At 72.4% G+C, this 25,822-nt stretch carries 7 protein-coding genes and 1 pseudogene; all 8 read right to left on the bottom strand.

Translation table 11 applies throughout. The features are described 5' to 3' along the window. Positions 1–32: 32 nt before the first annotated feature. On the bottom strand, positions 33–530 hold the full coding sequence (locus tag J8M51_RS45725) for an AAA family ATPase (RefSeq protein WP_086753923.1): 498 nt from the start codon (positions 528–530) through the stop codon (positions 33–35). Between the two features lie 267 nt (positions 531–797). Further along, positions 798–2,027 (bottom strand): cytochrome P450 family protein, encoded by a 1,230-nt coding sequence (locus tag J8M51_RS45720; protein WP_179203456.1) that lies wholly within the window; start codon positions 2,025–2,027, stop codon positions 798–800. 396 nt (positions 2,028–2,423) lie between these two features. Then, a complete protein-coding gene (locus tag J8M51_RS45715) occupies positions 2,424–3,197 on the bottom strand; it encodes a dimethylarginine dimethylaminohydrolase family protein (RefSeq protein ID WP_398858221.1) in 774 nt (257 codons plus the stop codon). Between the two features lie 116 nt (positions 3,198–3,313). Continuing rightward, on the bottom strand, positions 3,314–3,529 hold the full coding sequence (locus J8M51_RS45710) for an MbtH family protein (RefSeq protein WP_086755833.1): 216 nt from the start codon (positions 3,527–3,529) through the stop codon (positions 3,314–3,316). A 40-nt stretch (positions 3,530–3,569) separates the two neighbouring features. Then, positions 3,570–4,898 (bottom strand): lysine N(6)-hydroxylase/L-ornithine N(5)-oxygenase family protein, encoded by a 1,329-nt coding sequence (locus tag J8M51_RS45705; protein WP_086755832.1) that lies wholly within the window; start codon positions 4,896–4,898, stop codon positions 3,570–3,572. Positions 4,899–5,001: 103 nt separating this feature from the next. After that, positions 5,002–5,697 (bottom strand): FMN-binding negative transcriptional regulator, encoded by a 696-nt coding sequence (locus J8M51_RS45700; protein ID WP_086755831.1) that lies wholly within the window; start codon positions 5,695–5,697, stop codon positions 5,002–5,004. A gap of 141 nt (positions 5,698–5,838) precedes the next feature. Beyond that, positions 5,839–22,194: a non-ribosomal peptide synthetase gene (locus J8M51_RS45695; RefSeq protein ID WP_086755830.1), complete on the bottom strand. Its 16,356-nt coding sequence runs from the start codon at positions 22,192–22,194 to the stop codon at positions 5,839–5,841. A gap of 6 nt (positions 22,195–22,200) precedes the next feature. Then, positions 22,201–25,725 (bottom strand): annotated as a pseudogene (locus J8M51_RS45690) (amino acid adenylation domain-containing protein); the annotation flags it as partial. Positions 25,726–25,822: the final 97 nt, after the last annotated feature.

Genomic DNA, 25,822 nt, shown 5'->3' with positions numbered 1-25,822 from the left:
CGCCCCGCTCCCGTCCCCGTTCACCGGGTGGCTCAGCCCACCAGCCGCAACGGCCCCCCGTAGACCGCCTCCACATACCCGAACCCCTCCGCGGGGAGATCGGGGGTCGCGTCGACCGTCTCCGCGTACTGGAGGCGTACGACCTCGTCGGGGACGCGGCGTTCCGGCGGGCGCCGGGCGTTGCGCTCCAGACAGGTCTCCAGCGGGGTGGTCAGGATGAGCGCGGCGGCCGGGACGCGGTGCCGGCCCGCGATGTCGAGCAGTTTCGCCCGCACCGCGCGGTCGGGGGCGTCCGCGTCGACGACCGTGGTCAGCCGGCGGGCCAGCCGCGCCTCCAGCACCTCCCCCAGGACATGGACGGCCTCGCCGGTCGCGTCCTGGTCGACCGGGTCGTCGCAGATCCGCTCCCGGAACTCGTCCAGTTCCAGCACCGCGCTCGGCGGCCAGGCTCCGGTGAGCGTGTTCTTGCCGCTGCCGGCCGCGCCCAGCAGCACGATCAGGACCGGGTCGGGCAGCACCGCGTCGGCCATGGCTCGTCTCCTCTCGGGTCTGGGTGGACGAGCCGGGTACCGCCCCGGGAAGCCCGTACATGACCGAACGGCCCGCTCCGGGCGGGCCGTCGATCGGGATGCGCAAGGGGTACGGGAGATACGGGAAGGTCCGAGGGAGGTGAACCCGGCCCCCACGACTGTCCGTCAAGGATCGTCCAAGGGCGGGTGTCCAGTCCAGAGTTGACCGCGCGGGAGGGGAGGAGGGGGACGGGGAGAGCGGGGATCGCGGGGGCGGGCCCGGCGCGCTCAGAGGCGTACCGGCAGGGAGACCAGGTGGATGCCGTCGCCCGGCATGGCCACGTACTCCAGGGCCTCGCGGTCCACGGCGAGGGTCAGACCGTCGTTGCGGACGAACAGGGTGTCGAGGACCACCTCGGCCTGGAGCCGGGCGAGGGCGGCGCCGATGCAGAAGTGCGGGCCGTGACCGAAGGCCATGTGGCCCACCCCGCGCCCGAGTTCACGGCCGATGTCGAGCTTGTCGGCGCCGTCCGGGAACTCCTGCGGGTCGTGGTTGACGCCGAGCAGCGCGGTCGTGACCGCCTCGCCCCGGCGGACCGGCATCCCGGCGAACTCCATGTCCTCGGTGGCGTACAGGGGGGCGCCGATCGGCACGGGCGTGGTGAAGCGCAGGAGTTCGGGGACCGCGCGGCCGGCCAGCAGCTCGGGCTCCTCGCGCAGCCGGGCGAGCTGGTCGGGGTGGTCGAGCAGGGCGAGGATCGCGTCGGCGATGAAGTGGGCGGGCGGCATGATGCCCGTGTTGATCAGCAGCAGGAAGACGGCGACGATCTCGGTCTCGCCGAAGTCGCCCTCCTCCTGGCTCACCCGGATCAGCTCGGAGATCAGGTCGTCCGAGGGCGCGGCCGTGCGCTCCTCGATGAGCCGCTTGCAGTGCTCGACCATGCCCTTGAGGGCCGGGATGAAGCGCTCCGGGTCGCCGGAGATGTAGTCGCGGATCCAGGCGCAGATCTGCGGCTGGTCGGCCGCGTCCACCCCGATCAGTTCGCACACCCCGAAGCCGGCCAGGGGGTGGCTGAGGTTCTCCAGCAGGTCGGACTCGCCCCGGGCGGCCATCTCCGCGTACAGGTCCGCGGTGATCTTCTCGATCTTCGGGCGCAGGGCGTTGATCCGGCGGGCCGTGAAGGCGCGGGTGATCAGGGTGCGCATCCGGGTGTGGTCGTCGCCGTCGGCGAGCACGAGGATGCCGAGGTAGTCGCGGTACTCCGCGGGCAGCCCGTACGCCTCGATCATCTGGTCGGCGATGCTCGGACCGTCCTGGCCGGGGAGTTTGGCGCTGTCCCGCACGAACCTGGGGTCGGTGAGGGCGGCCTTGGCGTCCGCGTAGCGGGTGACCAGCCAGACCGGGGTCTCCACGTCCGGGAGGGTGACGCGGACGAGGGGGGCCTGCTCGCGCAGGGCGGTGAAGCCGCCGGGGGTGCTGACGAACTTCGAGGTCAGGCTGAGGACTTCCTGCGACATGGTGTCTCCATCCATGGGACGTGGTGTCCGCCGACGGCCGGGCCGCGACCGGATGGCTTGAAACATACCGGGACAGCGGTATGTTTCCTATCGCGTTCAACTGTTCGGGTTTGTGGGGGGACATGAGTAGAGGGCCGCGCGGCTTGTGGGCTGCGCGGCCCTCGGGGGCGATCAGGTGCGTCGGCGGGTGCGGGTCCGGTGGGGCTTCTCGCGCAGTTCCCCGCGCCCCTGAAAGACCAGGCCCTGCGGGCCTGAAAGACCACGGCCGGGCGCGTCTGGAAGGCGAGGGGTGGGCGGGGGAAAAGCATGGGGCGCAGCCCCTGCTTTTCAGGGGCGCGGGGAACTGCGCGAGAAGCCCCACCGGGCCGCGGTCGCCGACGAACCCGCAGGCCCGAGCTATGAGGCGCCCGGTCCCAGCTCCAGCGTGCAGGATCTGATGCCGCCGTCGTCCCGCACCAGTTCCGAGAGGTCGAGGCCGATGGGGCGGAAGCCCCGGTCACGGAGCTGGTCCATGACTCCGGCCGCCGCCTCCGGCAGGATCACGTGGAGGCCGTCGCTCACCGCGTTCAGCCCCACCGCGTCGGCCTCGTCGACGAGCAGCGCGTCGGGGAAGAGACCGGCCAGGACATCGCGGCTGACCTCGGAGAACGCGTCCGGGCAGTACATGATCTCGTCGCCGTCCAGGACGGACAGCGCGGTGTCGAGACGGCCGAAGCGGGAGTCGGCCAGCTCCAGGCTGATCAGGGGCCGCCGGAAGTAGTCCAGCGCCTCACGGTGGGCCTCGGGCGGGCTGCCCAGCGGGCGCCCGGCGAGCAGCCAGCGCGTGGTGGCCAGATGGTCCCGCGCCCCCTCGTTGGCGTACACCGCGCCCCGCACCTCGGTGAAGCCCTGGGCGCGGAACCAGTCCAGATACGCCGGCTCCCCCGCCGGGCCGCCCCGCCGCGCCCCCAGCACCCGCCCGTCGACCACCGTCGCGGTCGCCGCCGCGCGGACCGCGTCCGGCAGTCCGGGCAGCGGTCCGATCAGGCGGACGTCGTGGCCCAGGGAGAGATAGAGGCTGTAGAGGCGGCCCCACTGCATCAGGGCCCGCCGGGAGGTCAGGGGCGCGGAGGTCCGGTCGGTCCAGGGCCGGTCGGCCTCCACCGCGTCGAACGGATACGGCTGGCACATCAGATACCGGCGCCGGGTGGCGGTGCGCTCCCCGCGGTGCCGCGCCGCCGGCCGGAGGGGGGTCCGGCGGCGCGGCACCGCGCGAGGGCGGGGAAGGACGCCCTCGCGGCGGGGGCTCATACGGCGGCCATGGCCTCGCGGAGGCTCTTGGGTCGCAGGTCGGTCCAGTGCCGCTCGATGTACTCCAGGCACTCCGGCCGGCCCGCCTCGCCGAACACCGCCCGCCAGCCCGCCGGGACCGGGGCGAAGGCCGGCCACAGCGAGTGCTGCTCCTCGTCGTTGACGAGGACGTGGAACGTGCCGTTGGCGTCGTCGAACGGGTTGGTGCTCATGTCGGGTTCAACTCCCTTTGGATGTGGACTGGTTGGCCGGTCAGGCGATGCCGGAGCCCGCCGGGGCGTGCTGTCGTGCCGCCAGGTCCATCGCGATGGCGTCGGCTATCTCACCGCTGCGGATGGCGATGTTGGACAGCAGCGCGGAGGCGAGGCCGTGGGTGTGCTCGGTGCCGCCCTGGAGGTAGATGCCGACGCCGAGCTCCGGCGAGGTGACGAGGCGGTAGTCGCGTTCGACCCGGAGCCGGCCCTGCTCGTCGCGCAGGCAGTACCGGGCCAGGTCGCCCAGCAGCGGCGTCGGGTCCATGGCGTCGTAGCCCGTGGCGAAGACGATCGCGTCGACGTCGAGGCCGTACGTGGAGTCGTCCCGCACGGAGTGCATGGTGAGCCGGGCCCCGTCGGCGGTCTGTTCGACGGTCCGGACCCGGGAGAGGTTGAGCAGGTGGAGGCGCTTGATCCGGGCGACCTCGTCGTCGTACGCGCGCTGGTAGAGGTCGCGGATGACCTCGTCGTCGGCGACGCCGTAGTTGGTGTTGCGGTGGTAGCGCCAGAACGACTCCCGGGTGCGGTCGGTGCCTCCGTAGTAGTCGTCGACCGCGTCGGCGTCGAAGATGCGGTTGGCGTAGGGGGTGTCGTCGGCGATCGAGTAGCCGTACGACGGCATGATCGCGTAGACCTCGGCGTGCGGGACGGTGTCGTAGACGTACCGGGTGATCTCGGCGGCGCTCTGGCCGGCGCCGACGACGGCGAACCGGCGGACGCGGTCCTTGTCGAGGGTGTTGAACCGGCCGAGGAACTCGGAGCTGTGCCAGACGCGGGCGCCGCGGTCGATGCCGGTGGGCATCGTGGGGACCAGGCCGGTGGAGACGACCAGGTTGCGGGCCTCGACGAGACGGGTGCCGCCGCGCGGGCCGTTGTCCTTCACCTCGACGCGCACGGTGTCGACGGGGCCGCCGGTGTACCCCTCGGGAAGGTGGACCGCGCTCACCTCGCTGTTGTAGGTGACCCGGTCCGAGAAACTCGATTCGGCCCAGTCGAGATAGTCGTGGAATTCGTTCCGGGTGGGGAAGAAGTCCTGGTTGTTCACGAACTGGGCGAGGCGGCCGGCGGCGTGCAGATAGGCGATGAAACTCCACTGGGAGGCCGGGTTGCGGAAGGTCGCCAGGTCCTTCAGGAAGGAGATCTGCATCTTTGTGTCGGGCAGCAGCATGTTGCGGTGCCAGCCGAGGGAGGGCTGCTTCTCGAAGAAGGCCGCGGTGAGCGGGTTCTCGTCCTTTCCGCGCTGCTCCTCCAGGGCGATGGCGAGCGACAGGTTGGACGGCCCGAATCCTATTCCCACGACCTCGTAAGCTTCGGTGTGAGCTTCCATGAATTCTCCCGCAAGTGGTGTGCTGGAAAGGTACGTTGCGTCTTTTTGGGGCGTCAACGACGGTGGCGGTCGGACAGTTGAACTCAGGGGACACGAGCCGGGCTCAGTGGTGGACCGGGCAGCCCTTGATCGTGCCGGTCTTCTCCATGCGGTCCATCAGGCCGGCCGTCTCGCGGTACTGGGTGGAGTCGCGCAGGGCGAAGTCCTCGCGGACCCGGTCGCGGATCTCCTCGTCCTGCTCCTGGCTGAGCTTGAACATGCCCTCGGCGCCGGTGATCTCGACGCGGAAGGCGCCCACCGCGGGCAGGATCGTCGCGAAGTAGTCGATGGAGCGGGACATGTCCCAGGCCCTGGCGGCGCCGAAGTCACGCTCGTACGCCTTCACGGTGTCCTTGCAGACCTCCAGCGAGTCCTCGCCGGGCGCCGCGGCCTCGATCTTGTGGAAGACGCCGTGGACATGGACGGAGGTGAAGTCCCAGGTGGGTGCGGCGGGGGTGATGTCGTACACCGTGGGCGAGACATAGGCGTGCGGGCCGGTGAAGGTGATGAGGACCGGGGTGCCGGTCTCCAGGGCCGTCCAGTGCGGGTTCTCCCGGTTCATGTGGCCGATGAGCCGGCCGCCGGCCAGGGTCTCGGTCCACTCGCCGGTCCACTCCGGGTCCCGGAGCACGGGGAGGTGGGTGGCGTACGGGTCGGCGTCGGCGGGGCCGTTGGAGACCAGCAGGGCGAAGGGGTTGAGGCGGATCAGCTCGGTCATCCACGAGCCGTCCGGCTCCCGGTACGGATCGGGAACGAACATTCGGACCTACCAATTCTCGGCGCTTCGGAAAGGCGCTTCGGAAGGGCTCTTCGGTGGGTTTTTCCGCCCCCGGGGCATTCCTTGTGGGTTCGCCCCGGGGACGGGTTCGCGGGGCCGGTGGGTGGAGGCCCCGCGACGGGGTCAGGACGGTTTGCCGTCCCGGGCCTTGTCGAGCTCGTCGAGCTTGTGGCCGATGACTTCCGCCATTCCGGCGGCGTGCGCCGGAAGGCACATCTCGTGGTGGGTGCTGTGTACGTCGTACGCCGTCAGCTCGCCGGTGACGTACGGCGTCCACTGGTCCGTGTAGGGCGCCTCGGGGTTCAGCGTCGCGTTGAAGAAGAGGACGTCGCCGTCGTAGACCGGCGGGGTGTGCCTCTTCAGCAGTTCGACGTGGTGGACCACGTAGGCGGACGACTTCTCCAGGAGGTCTTCCTGGTCCGCCCCGCCGAATTCACCGAGGAGTTCGCGCACCTGGGACAGTTCGAGATCCGGGTCGTTCGCGAAATGACCGCCCGGGGCCGCGTCGAGCAGGCCGAGAAGGGCGACTTCATGTCCCCTGTGCCGGAGTTCCGCGGCCATCGCGTGGACGACCGCTCCGCCGAAGGACCAGCCGATGAGGTGATACGGCCCTTCCTTCTGCGAAGAGACTATCTCCGTCACGTATTCCGTCACCAGGGATTCCAGTGAATTCGGCAGTACGGAACTCCCGGAGTTCACGGAGTTCCCGGGGTGCCCGGAATTCCCGTCCGCCGGCGCGGACCACGCGGGCGACTGGATGCCGTACGCCGGCCGGTCGGCGGGGAGGTGGGCCGCGAAGGACAGATAGGGCCAGGCGAGTCCGCCGGTGAGGTGGACGAACCACAGGGGTTCGCGGTCCCCGTCGGCCTTGATGGTCAGGACTCGGGCGAACGGGTCGGTGTCCTCCCGTACGGTCCGGGTGCCGTACGCGGCGAGCCTCGCCACCGTGGGCGCCTGGAACACCGCCCGCATGGGCAGCGCCGGATCCACTTCCCGGCGGACGCGGCTGACGAGCCTGGCCGCGAGCAGCGAGTGGCCGCCGAGCGCGAAGAAGTCGTCGTCGACGCCGACCTTCTCCAGGCCGAGCACCTCCGCGAAGAGGGCCGCCAGGGTCTCCTCCCGGGCCGTGCGGGGCGCCCGGTAGGCCTCGCCGGTGAACTCGGGTTCGGGCAGCGCCCGGTGGTCGAGTTTGCCGTTCGGGGCGAGGGGCAGCCGGTCGAGGTGCACGAAGGCCGCGGGGACCATGAACTCCGGGAGCCGCCCGGCGGTGTACGCGGACAGTTCCTCGGTGTCGGGTTCGGCGCCGGGCGCGGCCACCACGTAGGCGACGAGGCGTTTGTCGTCGCCGTGGGGCCGGGCGACGACCGCCGCCCGGTCGACGGCCGGGTGGGCCGTCAGGGCCGCCTCCACCTCGCCCGGCTCCACACGGAAGCCGCGCACCTTGACCTGGACGTCGCCGCGGCCGGCGTACTCCAGCTGCCCGCCCTCGTTCCAGCGGGCCAGGTCGCCCGTGCGGTACATCCGGGAGCCGGGCTCGCCGAACGGGTCGGCGACGAAGCGGTCGGCGGTCAGGTCGGGCCGCCCCCGGTAGCCGCGGGCGATGCTCCCGGCGACGTACAACTCCCCCACCGCGCCCGGCGGGACGGGTGTGAGACCCGAACCGAGCACGTACGCCCGCATGTTGGGCAGGGGGGCGCCGATCGGGGCGTTGCCCGTGGACTCCGAGGGCTCCCCCACCGGGGCGACGGTCGCGTAGAAGCTCTCCGTCTGGCCGTAGGCGTTGACCACGCGCACTCCCGGGAACGCCTCCCGCACCCGGCGCAGGAGGCCGGAGGTGAGGGCCTCGCCGGCGAAGACGAGGGTGTCCACGGAGGTCGTACCGGCCAGCTGGTCGACGAGTTCGGCGAAGACCGACGGGACCGTGCTGATGACCGAGCCCTGCCAGGTGTCCCGCTCGCCCAGCGCGAGCACGTCGCGGACGATCTCGACGGTGCCGCCGTGGGCGAGGGTGGTGAACAGCTCGAACACCGAGACGTCGAAGTTGACCGAGGTACCGGCCAGCATCCGGCGGCCGGGGGCCATGCCCACCGGACCGGCCAGCCGCAGCACGCCGTTGACCACGTTGGCGTGGGTGATGGCGACGCCCTTCGGGGTGCCCGTGGAGCCGGAGGTGTACATCACGTAGGCGAGGTTCTCCGGGCCTGCCGGGCGGCCGAGGTCGGTGGCGTCGGCCGGCAGGACCAGCTCGTCGACGTACAGCTTCGGGACGGTCGTCGGGGGCAGGACGGAGAGGGTCGCGGAGTCGGTGAGGACCAGTTGGGGCCGGGCCTCGCCGAGGATGTGGTCCAGGCGGTGGCTCGGGTACCTCGGGTCGATCGGCAGATAGGCGCCGCCCGCCTTCAGCACGGCCAGCAGGGCGACCGCCAGTCCGGCGGTGCGGGGCAGGGCCACCGCGACGACCGTCTCCGGGCCGACACCGTGGGCGACGAGTTCCCGGGCGAGCCGGTTGGCCGCCGCGTTCAGCCCGCCGTACGTCAGCGCCGTGTCGCCGTCCTCGACGGCGGGCGCGTCCGGGGTGCGGGCCGCCTGGCGCTCGACCAGGGCGTGGACGGTGGTCGCGGGGGTGTCCGCGGCCGTGCCGCTCAGCCCGGTGAGCCGCTCGTGCTCGGCCGGTTCGAGCAGGTCCAGACGGCCGACCGGCACCGACGGGTCGGCGGCGATCTGCCGCAGGACACGGACGAGCCGGCCGCCCAGCGCCTCGACCGTCTCGCGGTCGAAGACGCCCTGCTGGTACTGGAGGACCAGTTGGAGGTGCGGGTCGGCGGCGGCCATCACCGTCAGCGGGTAGTGCGTGCCGGAGAACGGGCGGATGCCGGTGAAGGCGATCCCGGCCGCGCTGTTGGCGGAGTCGATGCCCTCCTTGTCGACGGGGAAGGACTCGAAGACGACGAGGGTGTCGAAGAGGGTGCTCAGACCGGTGGTGCGGTGGATCTCGCTGAGCCCGTGGTGATGGTGGTCCAGCAGCGCGGCCTGGCGGCGCTGAAGGCCGGTGAGCAGGTCGGCGAGGGTGTCGCCGGGGCCGTGTTCGACCCGTACGGGCAGGGTGTTGATGAACAGGCCGACCATCGAGTCGACGTCCGTCACCGTCGGCGGCCGGCCGGAGACGGTCGCGCCGAAGACGACGTCCTGACGGTTCGTGGACCGGCTCAGCAGCACCGCCCAGGCGCCCTGGACGAGCGTGTTGACGGTGACGCCGAGTTCGGCGGCGCGGCGGTTGAGGGCGCGGGCCTCGTCCAGCGGGAGCCGGATGTCGAGCTGGCCGACGCCAGTGGCGGCGGCGTCCGCCGTGTGCGGGGCGAGGAGGGTGGGTTCGGTGACGCCGTCCAGCTCCGCCGCCCAGGCGCGGGCGGTCTCGGTCTCGTCCTGCCGGGACAGCCAGGTGAGGAAGTCCTTGAAGCCGCGGGTGCGGGGCAGGACGGACGGGTCGCCGGCCGAGCCGTACAGGTGGAGCAGGTCCTGCATGAGGATCGGGAAGGACCAGCCGTCGAACAGCACATGGTGGGCGGTGAGGACCAGTTCGGAGCGGTCGTCGGTCATCCGGACCAGCGACAGCCGCAGCAGGGGCGGGGTGGCCGGGTCGAAGTGGGCGGTGTGGTCCTCGGCGAGGAACCGTTCGAAGGCCGCCTCCCGCTCGGCCTCGGGGAGGTCGCGCAGGTCGGTCTCCCGCCAGGGCAGCGGCACCCCGTCCACGACCGCCTGGACCTGCTGTCCGGACGAGTCCGTCACGAACGCGACCCGCAGGTTCGGGTGGCGGTCCAGGAGGGCCTGGCCCGCGGCCCGCATCCGCTCCGGGTCGACGCGGCCGGAGACATGGAACGCGATCTGCATCTGGTAGGCGTCGTGGGCGGCGCCGTCGTCCAGGAGGGACTGGAAGAGCAGGCCGGACTGGAGTGCGGTGAGCGGCCAGACGTCGGTGAGGCCGGGGTGGGTCCGCTCCCACTGTTCGATGTCCTGCTGGGTCACGTCCACGAGGGGGAGGTCGGAGGGGGTGAGGCCGCCGGCTTCCGGGTGCTCGGTGACATGGGCGGTGATCGCGTGCAGGGCGTCCGACCAGAGGTCCATGAGGTCCTGGACCTCGGAGGGGGTGAGGATGCCCGCGGGGAAGCCGACGTTGGCGTCCAGTTGGGCGCCGAGTTCGGTGTCCAGCACCGCGGAGTTGATCTCCAGGGTGGTCATGGCGGGCATGTCGCCGAGGTCTGCGGTGAGGCCTCCGGCCGGGAGTTGGGTCCAGCCGAGGCCGCGGAGTTCTTCGGGCATGTCCGCTGCGGAGAAACGGCCGAGGTAGTTGAAGCCGATCTGGCCGGCCGAGGTGGTCGGTGCGGCCAGCTCAGCCCTTGCTTCCTCGTTCAGGTAACGCAGCAAGCCGTAACCCAGACCCTTGTCCGGGATCGACAGCAGTTGCTCCTTGACGGCCTTGAGCACTCCGCCCGTCGCCTCGCCTCCCTCGAACGCCTCGTCCAGGTCGAAGCCGGTCGTGTCCAGGCGGACCGGGTACATGCTGGTGAACCAGCCGACCGTGGTGGAGAGGTCCGCGCCGGGGACGATGTCCTGTTCGCGGCCGTGGCCTTCGAGACGGACCAGGGTGGACGGTTCGTCCAGGCCCCGGCCCCGGCGCCACTTGGCGACGGCGAGGGCGAGGGCGGCGAGGAGGCCGTCGTTGACGCCGCCGTGGAACGCGGCCGGGACCTTCGTCAGCAGGGCCTCGGTGACCGCGACCGGGAGGCGGACGGAGAGGTGGTCGAGGGTGGAGCGGGTGTCGACCGCCGGGTCCAGGGGGCGTGCGCCCAGGTCGGGGTCGGGGCCGTCGAGGACGCCTCGCCACAGCTCCAGCTCGGCCGTGCGCTCCGGCGAGTTCGCCTCCTCGATCAGCGCGTGCGTCCAGCGGCGTACGGAGGTGCCGACCGGCGGGAGTTCCGCCGTGCCGTTCGTCCGCACCTGCTGCCAGGCCTCGGCGAGGTCGGGGAGCAGGATGCGCCAGGAGACGCCGTCGACGACGAGGTGGTGCAGGGCGATGAGAAGGCGGCCGGGGGTCGCCGGGTCGGCGGGGTCGAACCAGACGAACTGGGCCATGGTCCCGGCGGCCGGGTTCAACCGGCCGGTGGCCTCGTCGAGTTCACCGGCCGCGGTGCGCAGCCACTCCTCGTCCCAGGTCCCGTCGCACGCGATGCGGCGGATCAGCGAGGCCGTGTCGACGGACCCGGTGGGGCCGACCTCCAGGCTCTCCCCGGTCAGCCGTGACCTGAGCAGGTCGTGCCGGTCGAACACCGCGTCCAGGGTGGCGACGAGGCCGGCCCGGTCGATGCCGAGGGGCAGTTCCAGGGGGAGGGACATGGAGAAGCGGTCGAAGTCGCCGCCGAGTTCCAGCATGTACCGGGCGACCGGGAGCAGCGGCAGGGTGCCCGTGCCGCCGCCCTCGAACTCCTCCAGGAGTTCGGCGGTGCCGGTGGTGCGGGCGACCCGGGCGAGTTCGGCGACCGTGCGGTGTTCGAAGATCTCGCGCGGGGTGACCTCGACGCCCTGGGCGCGGGCCCGGGTGACGACCTGGATGGAGCGGATGGAGTCGCCGCCGACGGCGAAGAAGTCGTCGTCGACCCCGACGCGGGCGTGGCCCAGGACGTCGGCGTACACGCCGACGAGGATCTCCTCCTCGGCGGTCGCGGGCGCCCGGTACTCCCCGCCGGTGAACTCCGGTTCGGGCAGGGCCCTGGTGTCGAGCTTGCCGTTCGGGGCGAGCGGCAGCCGCTCGATGACCACGAAGGCGGCCGGGACCATGAACTCCGGCAGCCGCTCGGCGACGAAGGAGCGCAGGTCGCGGGTGGTGAGCCCGGCGGTCAGGTCGAAGTCGGTGTCCCCGAGGCCCTGGCCGCCGCCGGGGCCGGAACCGGCGTCCACCGGGACGACGTAGCCGACGAGTTGCTTGCTGTTGCCGTGCTCGCGTACGACGACGGCCGCGCGGTCGACGCCGGGGTGCGCGGTGATCGCGGCCTCGACCTCGCCGGGTTCGATGCGGAAGCCCCGCACCTTGACCTGGGAGTCGGCCCGGCCGGCGTACTCCAGCTGTCCGTCGGCGTTCCAGCGGGCCAGGTCGCCGGTGCGGTACATCCGGGAGCCGGGCGGGCCGAACGGGTCGGCCACGAACCGCTCGGCGGTCAGGTCCGGGCGGCCCCGGTAGCCGCGGGCGATGTCTCCGGCGATGTACAGCTCGCCGGTGACGCCGACGGGGGCCGGACCGAAGCCGGGGCCGAGGACGTACGCCCGCATGTTGCCGAGCGGGGTGCCGACGGGGGCGCTGCCGGTGCCGCCGCCGGAGCCGTCGGCGGTGAAGGTGGTGGCGTAGAACGACTCGGTCTGGCCGTAGGCGTTGATGACGCGGACGCCCGGGATCCGCTCGCGCATCCGGTCCACCAGGGTGGTGGGCAGGGCCTCGCCGGCGAAGACGACGGTCTCCACGGTGAGCCGGTCGGCGAGCTGGTCGAGGAGTTCGGTGAAGGCCGACGGCACGGTGGAGATCATCGTGCCGTTCCAGGTGTCGCGTTCGCCGAGGACGAGGACGTCCCGGACGATCTCGGCGCTGCCGCCGACGCTCAACGTGGTGAACAGCTCGAACACCGAGACGTCGAAGTTGACCGAGGTGCCCGCGAGGATGCGGGAGCCCTTGCGGACGCCGGTCCTCGGGACGAGGCGGAGGACGCCGTTGACGACGGTGTGGTGGCTGAGGGAGACGCCCTTGGGGGTGCCGGTCGAGCCCGAGGTGTACATGACGTACGCCAGGTTCTGCGGGCGGGCGGTGACCGGCAGGTTGTCGGGCGAGCGGTCCGTGAGGTCCAGGCCGTCGACGTAGAGCTTCGGGACGTCCGTGTCCGGGAGGACGGAGACCGTCTCGGAGTCGGTCAGGACGAGGGTCGGGGCGGCCTCCGTGAGGATGTGGTCGAGGCGGTGGCTCGGGTACTTGGGGTCGATGGGGAGGTAGGCGCCGCCCGCCTTCAGGACGGCGAGCAGGGCGACCGGCAGTTCGGCGGTGCGCGGCAGGGACACCGCGACCAGGGTCTCGGGGCCGACGCCGTGGGCGGCCAGCTCGCGGGCGAGCCGGTTGGCGCGGGCGTTCAGCTCCCAGTACGCGAGGGTCGTGTCGCCGGAGACGATCGCGACCGCGTCCGGGGTGGCCGCGACCTGCTTCTCGACGAGTTCGGTGAGCGTGACCTGCGGGGTCGGCTCGGCGGTGTCGTTGAGGCGGTGCAGGACCTGGTCGCGCTCGGTCTCGTCGAGGAGGTCGACCGCGCCGACGCGGGCCGCCGGGGCGGCGACGAGCTGGCGCAGCACCCGGACGAAGCGGTCGGCGATCCGTTCGGCCGTCGCGCGGTCGAAGAGGTCGGTGGCGAACTCCAGGAGGCCCTCGACCTCGCGTCCGGCCGGGCCCGTCACCTCGGTGAGGTTGAAGAACAGGTCGAACTTGGCGGTGCCGGTGGGTGTCGGGACGTAGGAGACGGCCAGGCCCGGCAGGTCGAAGTCGGCCTGCGCGAAGTTCTGCCAGGCGAACATGACCTGGAACAGCGGGTGGTAGGCCGTGGACCGCTCGGGGTTGAGCAGTTCCACCAGTCGCTCGAAGGGAGCGTCCTGGTTGGCGTAGGCGGCCAGGGCCTTGTCGCGGACCTGGGCGATCAGTTCCTCGAAGGTGGGGTCGGCGGACAGTTCGGCGCGCAGCACCCAGGTGTTGACGAAGAACCCGACCTGGTCGGCGAGGGCCTCGTCGGTGCGGCCGGCGATCGGGGAGCCGATCGGGATGTCGTCGCCGCCGCCGAGCTGGTGCAGCAGCACGGCCAGCACCGACTGCATGATCATGGACACGGTCACGTCGTGCTCGCGGGCCAGCCTCTCGACGGCGACGAGCAGGTCGTCGTCGATGGAGAAGTCCAGCATCTCGCCCCGGTAGCTCGCCTTCGGCGGGCGCGGCCGGTCGACGGGCAGCCGCAGCGGCTGCGGTACGGCGGCCAGCTCCCGTCGCCAGTACGCCGACTGGGCGGCGAGCGGGCTGTCCGGGTCGGTGGCGTCGCCGAGCAGGTCGCGCTGCCAGAGCGTGTAGTCGGCGTACTGGACCGGGAGTTCGGGGAACTCCGGCGCCAGGCCCTCACGGCGGGCCGCGTAGGCGGTGGAGATGTCCCGGATCAGCGGGGCCATGGACTCGCCGTCGCCGGCGATGTGGTGGATGAGCAGGGTCAGGATGTGCTCGCCCGGCCCGCAGCGCAGCACTCCGGCGCGGACGGGGATGTCGGCGGCCAGGTCGAAGTGGTGGCCCGCCGCGCGTTCCACCGCGGCCGGCACCTCGTCCGGCGCCACCTCCACGACCGGCACGGGCAGGGTGAACTCGCCCGGTTCCAGGACGACTTGGTACGCCGTCCCGTCCTCGGCCGCCCGGTACACGGTCCGCAGGCTCTCGTGCCGGGTCACCACGTCCCGGATCGCCTCGGCCAGCGCCTCGGTGTCCAGATCGCCGGTGAGCCGCAGCGCCATCGGGATGTTGTACGTCGCCGAGGGGCCCTCGAAGCGGTCGATGAACCACAGCCGGCGCTGGGCGAACGACAGCGGCAGCCGCTCGGGGCGGGTGCGGACCCGTCGCAGGGGGGTGCGGACGGTGTCGCCGGAGGAGAGCCGGGCGGTGAGTTCGGCGACCGTCGGGTGGCCGAAGACCACCTTGATCGGGATCTCCACCCGCAGTTCGGTGCGGATGCGGCTGATCAGCCGGGTGGCGAGCAGCGAGTGGCCGCCCAGGTCGAAGAAGTTGTCGTCGATGCCGACCTCGTGCACCCCGAGGACCTCCCCGTACAGCCGGGCGAGGATCTCCTCCCGCTTGGTGCGCGGCGCCCGGTAGGGCACCCCGGCGAACTCGGGGGCGGGCAGCGCGGCCCGGTCGAGCTTGCCGTTCGGCATCAGCGGAAGCCGGTCGAGGACCACATGGGCGGCCGGGACCATGAACTCGGGCAGGGCGCGGGCCGCGAAGTCCGCCAGTTCCTCGGTGTCCAGCTCGTCCGTGCTCACCCCGGAGGCGGGCACGACGTACGCCACGAGCACCTTGCCGGCGTTGGTGCCGCGCCCCTCGCGGGCGATCACCGCGGTCTGGCCGACCGCCGGGTGGGCGGCGAGGGCGGCCTCGACCTCGCCGGGCTCGATCCGGAAGCCGCGCACCTTGACCTGGACGTCACCGCGGCCGACGTACTCGATCTGCCCGTCGGCGTTCCAGCGGGCCAGGTCGCCCGTGCGGTACATGCGGGAGCCGGGCTCGCCGAACGGGTCGGCCACGAAGCGGTCGGCGGTCAGGTCCGGGCGGCCCCGGTAGCCGCGGGCCAGGTGCCCGGCGACGTACAGCTCCCCCACCGCGCCCGGCGGGACGGGCGTGAGGCCCGAACCGAGCACGTACGCCCGCATGTTGGGCAGCGGGGTGCCGACGGGCGCGCTGCCCGTGCCGTCCCAGCCGGCCGCGTCGAACGTGGTCGCGTAGAAGCTCTCCGTCTGCCCGTAGGCGTTGACCACGCGGACACCGGGCAAGGCCTCGCGGACCCGGGTGACCAGGGCCGACGGCAGGGCCTCGCCGGCGAAGACGACCGTCTCCACGGCCGTGCGGTCGGCGATCTGGTCGAGGAGCTCCGCGAAGGCGGACGGGACGGTGCTGATGACCGCGCCGTTCCAGTGGTCGCGCTCGCCGAGGACCAGGACGTCCCGGACGATCTCCGCCGTGCCGCCGTGGGCGAGCGTGGTGAACAGCTCGAACGCGGAGACGTCGAAGTTGATCGAGGTACCGGCCAGCACCTTCGAGCCCGCCCGGACGCCCAGGCGGTCGGCGAGCCCGTGGACGCCGTTGGCCAGCGCGCAGTGGGTGATCGCGACGCCCTTGGGGGTGCCGGAGGAGCCCGAGGTGTACATCACATAGGCGAGGTTCCCCGGGTGGACGGTGACGGCGGGGGCCGTCGCGGGCCCGGTTGTGAGGTCGAGTCCGTCGACGTACAGCGTCGGCGCGCCCGTCTCCGGCAGCACGGCGGCCGTCGCGGAGTCGGTCAGCACCAGGGTCGGGCGGGCCTCGCCGAGGATGTGGCCCAGGCGGTGGCTCGGGTACTTGGGGTCGATCGGCAGATAGGCGCCGCCCGCCTTCAGTACGGCCAGCAGGGCGACCGCCAGGTCGGGCGAGCGCGGCAGGGAGACGGCGACGACCGTCTCCGGGCCGACGCCCCGGTCCACGAGGACCCGGGCCAGCCGGTTGGCGCGGGCGTCGAGCCGCTCGTACGTCATGCGCGCGCCCTCGAAGAGGAGCGCGACCGCGTCCGGGGCGGCGGCGGCCCGCTGCTCGAAGAGCCGGGTGACCGGGGTCCCCGGGGTGGGCGCGGTGGTGCCGCTCAGCTCCAGCAGCCGTCGGTGCTCGGCCGGTTCCAGAAGGTCGACCAGGCCGATCGGCAGCGTCGGGTCGTCCGCCAACTGCCGCAGGACGAGGGCGAGTCGGGCCGCGAACGCCTCGACGTCCGCCCGGTCGAGGACGTGCTCCTGGAACTGCAGGGCAAGACGCAGATGCGGGTCCGCGTCCGCCATCACGGTCAGCGGGTAGTGGGTGCCCGTGGAGGGGCGGATGGTGGTGAAGGCGATCCCGGCCGCCGCGTTGGCCTCGTCGAGACCGGCCCGGTCCACGGGGTAGGACTCGAAGACGACCAGGGTGTCGAAGAGGGTGCTGAGGCCGGTGGTCCGCTGGATCTCGCCCAGGCCCCGGTGGTGGTGGTCGAGCAGCACGGCCTGCCGCCGCTGGAGCCGGGTCAGCACCTCGGCGAGGGAGTCGCCGGGGGCGTACTCGACGCGCACCGGCAGGGTGTTGATGAAGAGGCCGACCATCGAGTCGACGTCCGGGACCGCGTGGGGCCGGCCGGAGACGGTCGCGCCGAAGACGACGTCCTGCCGTCCGGTGAGCCGGCCGAGGAGGACCGCCCACGCGCCCTGCACCAGGGTGTTGACGGTGACGCCCAGTTCGGCGGCGCGCCGGGTGAGCGCGCGGACCTCGTCGAGCGGCAGCGGGACGTCGACCGAGCCGATGCCGTGGCTGCCGGAGGCCGGGGCCCCGCCGCGCACCAGCAGGGTGGGCTCGTCGACGCCCTCCAGCTCCCGTGCCCAGGCCCGCTCGGACGCCTCGTGGTCCTGGCGGGCGAGCCAGCCGAGGAAGTCCTTGAAGCCGCGGACCCTCGGCAGGACGGCGGGGTCGCCGCCGGAGCCGTACAGGTGGAGGAGGTCCTTCATCAGATGGGGGAAGGACCAGCCGTCGAAGAGGACGTGGTTGGCGGTGAGGACCAGCTCGGAGGTCTCGCCGGTCATCCGGACCAGGGTCATGCGCAGCATCGGCGGGACGGCCGGGTCGAAGGCCGCCGCGTGGTCCTCGGTGAGGAAGCGCTCGAAGGACGCCTCCCGTTCCGTCTCGGGGAGGTGGGTCAGGTCGATCTCCCGCCAGGGGAGTTCCACGCCGTCGATGACGGCCTGGACCTGACGGCCGGAGGAGTCGGTGACGAACGCGGCCCGCAGGTTCGGGTGCCGGTCCAGCAGCGCCTGGCCCGCCGTGCGCATACGGTCCGCGTCGACGTCTCCGGTGACGTGGAACGACATCTGCATCTGGTAGGCGTCCCAGGAGCCGTCGTTCAGCATCGTGTGGAACAGCAGACCGGACTGGAGCGCGGTGAGCGGCCAGACGTCGGCGAGGCCGGGGTAGGTCCGCTCCCAGAGTTCGATGTCCTGCTGGGTGACCTGGACGAGGGGGAGGTCGGAGGGGGTGAGGCCGCCCGCCTCCGACCCGGTCACGTGGTCGGCCAGCGCCGTCAGGGCCGCGAACCAGAGGGTGACCAGTTCCTCCACGTCCTCCTTGGCGAAGAGGGTCGCGGGGAAGCCGATGCTGGCGTCCAGTTGGGCGCCCTCTTCGGTGTCGATGACGAGGGAGTTGATCTCCAGAGCGGACATGGCGGGCATGTCGGCGTCCAGGGGGGCGGAGAGTTCGGAGAGTTGGGTGAAGCCGAGGCCTCTTAGGGTTTCGGGCATGTCGGCTGTGGAGAAGCGGCCGAGGTAGTTGAAACCGATCTGGCCCGCCGTCTGTTGGGTGCGGGTTGTCCGTGGCTGGTCGCGCAGTTCCCCGCGCCCCTGATGGGGCGCCAGCTCAGCCCTTGTCTCCTCGTTGAGGTAACGCAGCAAGCCGTAGCCCAACCCCTTGTCCGGGATGGCGAGCAGTTGTTCCTTGACGGCCTTGACCGCGCTGCCTGCCGCCGGGCCTCCCCTGAAGGCCTCGTCCAGGTCGATGCCGGCCACGTCGAGGCGGACCGGGAACAGGCTGGTGAACCAGCCGACCGTGGTGGAGAGGTCGGCGCCGGGGACGGCGTCCTGTTCGCGGCCGTGGCCCTCCAGCTTGAGGAGGGTCGAGGGCTCGTAGACGCCGCGTGCGCGCCGCCACTTGGCGACGGCGAGGGCGAGGGCGGCGAGGAGGCCGTCGTTGACGCCGCCGTGGAACGCGGCCGGGACCCTGGTGAGCAGGGCCTCGGTGGTGTCGGCGGGGAGTTGTACGCGGACGAAGTCCAGGGAGCCCCGGGTGTCGACGGCCGGGTCCAGGGGGCGGCGGCCGAGGAGCGGGTCGGGGCCGTCGAGGACGCGCTTCCACAGGCCCAGCTCGGCCTGCCGCTCGGGCGAGTTCGCCTCCTCGATCAGGGCGTGCGTCCAGCGGCGTACGGAGGTGCCCGTGGCCGGCAGCCTCGCGCGTCCCGTGTCGCGGACCTGCTGCCAGGCGGCGGCGAGGTCGGGGAGCAGGATGCGCCAGGAGACACCGTCGACGACCAGGTGGTGCAGGGCGAGGACGAGCCGTCCGGGGGTCCCGGAGTCGGCCGGGTCGAACCACACGAACTGGGCCATGATCCCGGCGGCCGGGTCCAGCCTGCCGGTCGCGGCGTCGAGTTCGGCGGCCACGCGGGCGTCGCAGGTCTCGTCCCACGGGCCGTCGTGTCCGACCCGGCGCAGCAGCGTGCCGGCGTCCACCGAGCCCGGCGCGGGGACGGAGAGGCGGTGGCCGTCGAGGCGGGCGCGGAGCACGTCGTGCCGGTCGAGGACGGCGTTCAGGGTGGCGACGAGCCCGGCGCGGTCGATGCCGACGGGCAGTTCGGCGAGGACGGCCATGGAGAAGCGGTCGTGGGAGCCGCCGAGTTCGAGCATGTACTCGGCGATCGGCAGCAGCGGGAACTCTCCGGTGCCGCCGCCCTCGTACTCCTCCAGGGCGACCGTGGCCGAGGTCTGTTCGGTGACGACGGACGCCAGTTCCGCCGCCGTGCGGTGTTCGAAGATCTGCCGGGGGGTGACCTCGACGCCCTGGGTGCGGGCGCGGGAGACGACCTGGATGGAGCGGATGGAGTCGCCGCCGACCGCGAAGAAGTCGTCGTCGACACCGACCCGTTCGAGGCCCAGCACCTCGGCGTACACCTCGGCGAGGACGCGCTCGCGTTCGTTGCCGGGCGCCCGGTACTCCCCTCCGGTGAACTCCGGTTCGGGCAGCGCCTTGCGGTCGAGTTTGCCGTTGGGGGCGAGCGGGAGGCGGTCGAGGACGACGAAGGCGGAGGGGACCATGAAGTCGGGCAGCCGCCGGGCCACGAAGGCGCGCAGCTCGGCCGTCTCGACGCCCGCCCGGAGGTCGGTGCTCGCGGAGTCGCTGCTGTAGGCGGGCACGACGTAGCCGACGAGCTGCTTGGTGGTGCCGTGGCTGCGGGCCACGACGGCGGCCTGCGCGATGCCGGGGTGGGCGGTGAGCGCGGCCTCGACCTCGCCGGGCTCGATCCGGAAGCCGCGCACCTTGACCTGGTTGTCGCCCCGGCCGAGGTACTCCAGGCGGCCTTCGGCGTTCCAGCGCGCGAGGTCGCCGGTGCGGTACATCCGGGACCCGGGGGGCCCGTACGGGTCGGCCACGAAACGGTCGGCGGTCAGCTCGGCGCGGCCGTGGTAGCCGCGGGCCACCTGGCCGGCGACGTACAGCTCGCCCGCCACGCCCCGCGGTACGGGGGTGAGGCCGGGGCCGAGGACGTAGACGCGCATGTTGCCCAGCGGGGTGCCGATGGGCGCGCTGCCCTCGCCGTGCCAGCGGCGGCTGTCGTCGATGGCGAACGCGGTGGCGTAGAAGCTCTCGGTCTGGCCGTACGCGTTGACGACCCGGACCCCCGGGAACGCCTCGCGGACGCGGGCGGCCAGCGTGGAGGACAGGGCCTCGCCGGCGAAGACGAGGGTGTCGACGGTCGTCGTGCCCGCGATCTGGTCCATCAGTTCGGCGAAGACGGACGGGACGGTGCTGATGAGGCTGCCGGTCCAGCCCTCGCCCCGGGCCGCGCGCTCGCCGAGGACGAGGACGTCCCGGACGAGTTCGACGGTGCCGCCGTGGGTGAGCGTGGTGAAGATCTCGAACACCGAGACGTCGAAGTTGACGGAGGTGCCCGCGAGGGTCCGTGAGTCCTTGCCCAGGTCGACGGTCTCGGCGAGCTGGAGCACGCCGTTGACGAGGGTGTGGTGGGTCAGCGCGACGCCCTTGGGGGTGCCGGTGGAGCCCGAGGTGTACATGACGTACGCGAGGTTGTGCGGGTGGGTGCCCGCGTCGGGGGTCTCCGTCGGGCTGCCGGTGAGGTCGAGCGTGTCGAGGTACAGCTTCGGGGCGTCCGTGTCCGGCAGGACGGCGACCGTGTCGGAGTCCGTCAGGATCAGCTGCGGGCGGGCCTCGCCGAGGATGTACTCCAGGCGGTGGCTCGGGTACTTGGGGTCGATCGGCAGATAGGCGCCGCCCGCCTTCAGCACCGCGAGCAGCGCGACGGGCAGGTCGAGGGTGCGGGGCAGGGCCACCGCGACGACCGTCTCGGGTCCCACCCCCCGCTCGGTGAGGACATGGGCCAACTGGTTGGCGCGGGCGTCGAGTTCGCCGTACGTCAGGGAGGTGCCCTCGTGCACGACCGCCTCGGCGTCGGGGGCGAGGGCGGCCTGTTCCTCGACCAGCCGGGCCAGGGTGAGGGCCGGGACCGGCTCGGCGGTGGCGTTCATGTCGACGAGGAGGCTCCGGCGTTCGGCCGGGTCCAGGGTGTCGACGGCGCCGACGGGCAGCGCCGGGTCCGCCATCAGCTGCCGCAGGACGCGCACGAAGCGGGCGCCGATCGACTCGGCGGTGGACCGGTCGAACAGGTCGAGGGCGTACTCGATGGTGCCGCGCGCGCCCTGCCCGTCGTGGTGCCGGGCGATGTTGAACTCCAGGTCGAACTTGGAGGTCTTGGTGTCCAGCTGCTCGAAGTCGAGGCGGGCTTCGAGGCCGGGCAGGTCCAGCTCGGGCCGGGTGATGTTCTGCCAGGCGAACAGCACCTGGAACAGCGGGTTGTAGGCGGTGGAGCGCTCGGGGCTGAGCCGGTCCACCAGCATCTCGAAGGGGGCGTCCTGGTTGTCGTAGGCGTTCAGCGCCCGCTCGCGGACCTGTTCGAGGACGTCCTCGAAGGCCGGGTTGCCGTCGAGGCGGACACGCAGCACCCAGGTGTTGACGAAGAAGCCGACCAGGTCCGCGAGGTCCTCGTCGCCCCGGCCGGCGATCGGGGAGCCGATCGGGATGTCGTCACCGCCGCCGAGCTGCTGGAGCAGGACCGCGAGGACGGACTGGAGCACCATCGACACGCTCAGCCCGCGCTCGGTCGCCAGCTCCTCGACCTGGGCGAGGAGTTCGGGCTCCAGCGTGAACTCGACGGTGTCACCGCGATGGCTGGCCACCGAGGGGCGGGTGCGGTCGACGGGCAGCTGCAACGGCTGCGCCAGGCCCGCGAGTTCGCCCTCCCAGTGGGCGAGCTGCCGGGACACCAGGCTGTCGGGGTCCTTCTCGTCGCCGAGCAGCTCGCGCTGCCAGAGCGCGTAGTCGGCGTACTGCACGGGCAGTTCGGGGAACTCCGGCGCCCGGCCCGCGCGGCGCGCGGTGTAGGCGAGGCCGAGGTCCCGCAGCAGCGGGGCGCCCGACTCGCCGTCGGCGGCGATGTGGTGGAAGAGCAGCAGCAGGACGTGCCGGTCGGGGGCCTGGCGCAGGATCCGGGCGCGGACCGGGATCTCGGTGTAGAGGTCGAAGGTGTAGGAGACGGCCTCGGCGATCGCCTCGGAGAGCCGGCCGGGCTCGACGTCCACCACGGGGATGTCGGGCCGGATCTCCTCCGGCGGAAGTATTCGCTGGTAGGGAACGCCGTCCTCGTCGTAGAGGATCGTGCGCAGGCTTTCGTGGCGGCCGATCACATCGCGGATCGAGGCGGTCAGCGCGCGGGTGTCCGGCTCGCCCGTGAGGTGCAGGGCGAGGGGCACGTTGTAGGTGGCAGAGGGGCCCTCGAAGCGGTCGATGAACCAGAGCCGACGCTGGGCAAACGACAACGGGATCACTTCGGACTACTCCTTGTTCATTCTGCGCAGACGGGGCCTGCTCGGGCTGGACGCGGGGGAACCGGCGGAACCGGTGGCTCCGGGTGAGGCGGGGGCGGCGGCGAGGTGGTCGGCGAGCTGGGCGACCGTGGGGCTGGAGAAGATCGTCTTGATGGAGACCTCGGCGCCGAGCTGCTTGCGGATACGGCTCTTGAGCCGGGTGGCCAGCAGCGAGGTGACGCCCAGGTTGAAGAAGTTGTCGTGGACGCCGATCCGGTCGGCCTCGACGCCGAGGACGTCCCCGAACAGGGCGCACAGGGCCTGCTGTTGCGGGGTGAGGGGGGCGGCGTCCGTGGTGGGTGCCGTCGCCTCCGCCGCGACCGGGTCCGCCGGGCTCTCCGCCGGGCTCCCGGCCTCGGTGACGATCGGCGCGCCCAGATCCAGGGAGCCCACCGGACGGTCCGGGTCCTCGGCCAGCGCCCGCAGGACCGTGCCCAGGCCGGTGGCGATCCGCCCGGCGGTGTCCTCGTCGAAGACGGCCGGCAGGTACTGGAACGTCAGCCGCGGCCGGTCCCCCGCCCCTCCCTCCGCGATCAGGGTCAGCGGGTAGTTGGAGCCGCCGAGCGAGCGTGTCCCGGTGAGGGTGAGCCGGGCGGCGTCGGAGGCCTCGGCGAGGCCGGACTCGTCGACGGGGAACGCCTGGTGGACGAGGAGGGTGTCGAAGAGGGCGCCCAGACCGGTGGCCTCGTACAGACCGCTCAGGGACTGGTGGTGGTGGTCGAGCAGCGCGGTCTGCCGCTCCTGGAGGCCGGTCAGGAGCGTGCCGAGCGTGTCCTCGGAGCCGCGACTCACCCGTACCGGCAGGGTGTTGATGAACAGCCCGACCATCGACTCGACCCCGGGCAGCCCCGGCGGCCGGCCGGAGACGGTGGCGCCGAACAGCACGTCGTCGCGTCCGGTGAGCCGGCCGAGGGTGACGGCCCAGGCGCCCTGGACGAGGGTGCCGAGGGTGACGCCCAGGGCGGCGGCCCGCCGTACGAGCCGTTCGGCGTCCTCGTCGGTGAGCGGCACGTACGCCGTGGCGGCCTCGGAGCCGGACAGTTCGTCGCGGGCGACCGCCGTGCCGCCGAGCAGGGTGGGCCGGTCCACACCGGCCAGTTCGGCGGCCCAGGCGCGGGCCGCGCCCGGCTCGTCCTGCCGGGCCAGCCAGGCGAGATGGTCACGGAAGCCGCGGACCGGCGGGACGGCCGCGGGGTCGCCCCCGGCCGCGTACAGACGAAGCAGGTCCTGTGCGAGGACCGGCTCGGACCAGCCGTCGAGCAGGGCGTGGTGCAGGGTGAGGACGAGGGCGGCCTGCTCGGCGCCCTGCCGGACGAGGGTCATCCGCAGCAGCGGCGGGGCGGCCAGGTCGAAGGGCTCGGTCCGGTCCTCGGCGAGGAGGCGTTCGAGGGCCGTGTCCCGGTCCTCGGGCACCAGGGTCCTGAGGTCCAGCTCCCGCCAGGGCAGTTCGACGCCGTCCACCACCAGCTGGACCAGATCGCCGGACGCGTCGGGGGCGAAGGCCGCCCGCAGCGCGGAGTGCCGGTCGAGCAGGGCCTGTCCGGCGGCCCGCATCCGGGCGGGGTCGACGCGGCCGGCGAACGTGAACACCGACTGCATCCGGTAGGTGTCGTGGCCGCTGTCGCTGAGCATCGACTCGAACAGCATCCCGGACTGCATCGGCGTCAGCGGCCAGACGTCCGACAGACCCGGGTGGCGCTCACGGAAGGCCGCCAGGTCCTCGTCGCTCAGCGACACCAGCGGCCCCGACACCTCCTCGTACGACGGTGCCGGTGCGGCCGTGCCCGCGTGCGGGGCGAGCCGGGCCACGGTCCGGTGGGTGAGCACCTGCCGCTGGGTGAGCTCCAGGCCCCGGGCGCGGGCCAGCGCGATCACCTTGAGCGAGCGGAGCGAGTCACCGCCGACGGTGAGGAAGTCGTCGTCGGCGCCGACCCGGTCCAGGCCCAGCACCTCGGCGTACACCTCGGCGAGGATCCGCTCCCGCTCGCCCTGCGGCTCCCGGTACTCCCCGCCGTCGAAGACGGGCGCGGGCAGTGCCTTGCGGTCGAGCTTGCCGTTGGGCGACAGCGGCAGCGCGTCCAGGAACACGAAGGCGGACGGGACCATGAACTCGGGCAGCCGTCCGGCGGCCGAGGCCCGCAGCTCGGCGGCCTCGACGCCGTCCGCCACCAGGTAGGCGACCAGGTGGCGGCCCTCGTGGGCGACGACCGCGGCCTGCCGTACGGCGGGGTGGGCCAGCAGCACCGACTCGATCTCGCCCAGCTCGATGCGCAGCCCGCGCAGCTTGATCTGGTGGTCGGTGCGGCCGAGGTACTCGACCTCGCCGTCCGCCGTCCACCGGGCGAGGTCGCCGGTGCGGTACATCCGCTCCCCCGCCGGCCCGAACGGGTCGGCCAGGAACCGGTCGGCGGTGATCTCGGGCCGCCCCAGGTAGGCGGTGGCCAGCTGGACGCCCGCGAGATACAGCTCCCCGGACTCGCCTGCCGGGACGGGCCGCAGCCCGGCGTCGAGGACGTACAGCCGGGTGTTCCACACGGCCTTCCCGATCGGTACGGGACCGTCGGCGCCGGTGTCGCAGGGGTGGTACGTCACGTCCACGGCGGCCTCGGTCGGCCCGTACAGGTTGTGCAGCTCCACGCCCGGCAGCAGCCGCCCGAACTCCCGTACGGTCTCGCGCGGCAGGGCCTCGCCGGAGCAGAACACCCGCCGCAGTCCGGTGCGGCCTGCGGCCTCCGGCTCGGCGAGGAACACCTGGAGCATCGACGGCACGAAGTGGCAGGTGGTCACGGCCTGTTCGCGGATCGTCCGGGCCAGATACACCGGGTCCTGGTGGCCGCCGGGCTCCGCGACGACGATCGCCGCCCCTTCGCGCAGCGCCCAGAAGAACTCCCACACGGACACGTCGAATCCGGACGGGGTCTTCTGCAGCACCCGGTCGGCGGCGGTGAGCGGGTACTCGGCCTGCATCCACCGCAGCCGGTTGTCGATCGCCGAGTGCGGGACGACGACGCCCTTGGGGCGGCCGGTGGAGCCCGAGGTGAAGATGATGTACGCCGGGTGGCCGGGGGTGATCGCCGCGGCCGGGTCGGTGGCCGGGCGGGCCGCCACGGCGTCCCCGTCCTCGTCGAGCACGACCACCGGGACGCCCGCCGGCACCGGCACCCGCCCCGCGGTGTCCGCGACCACGCAGGCCGGGCCCGTGTGCTCCAGCATGTAGGCGAGCCGGTCGGCCGGGTAGTCGGGGTCCAGCGGCAGATAGGCGCCGCCCGCCTTCACCACGGCGACCAGGGTGACCAGCAGCTCCAGGGAGCGCGGCACGGCCACGGCGACCGGGGCGCCGGGGCGCACGCCGAGCGCGGTCAGCTGGTGGGCCAGCCGGTTGGCGCGGGCGTTGAACTCGGCGTACGTCAGTGTCTCGGTGCCGAAGACCAGGGCCGTCGCGTCCGGAGTGCGCCGGACCTGCTCCTCGATGGGCGCGACGAGCGTGAACTCCGTCAATTTCAACACCTTCTCTCGCTGGATATCGTCCGGCGTTTTCACGAACGAAAGGAAGAAATAGAAAATCAATACGGCTTCGACAACGACCCTA

It is taken from the genome of Streptomyces griseiscabiei (assembly GCF_020010925.1).
GTDB classification, from domain to species: domain Bacteria; phylum Actinomycetota; class Actinomycetes; order Streptomycetales; family Streptomycetaceae; genus Streptomyces; species Streptomyces griseiscabiei.
This window is presented reverse-complemented; position numbering and strand designations above follow the sequence as displayed.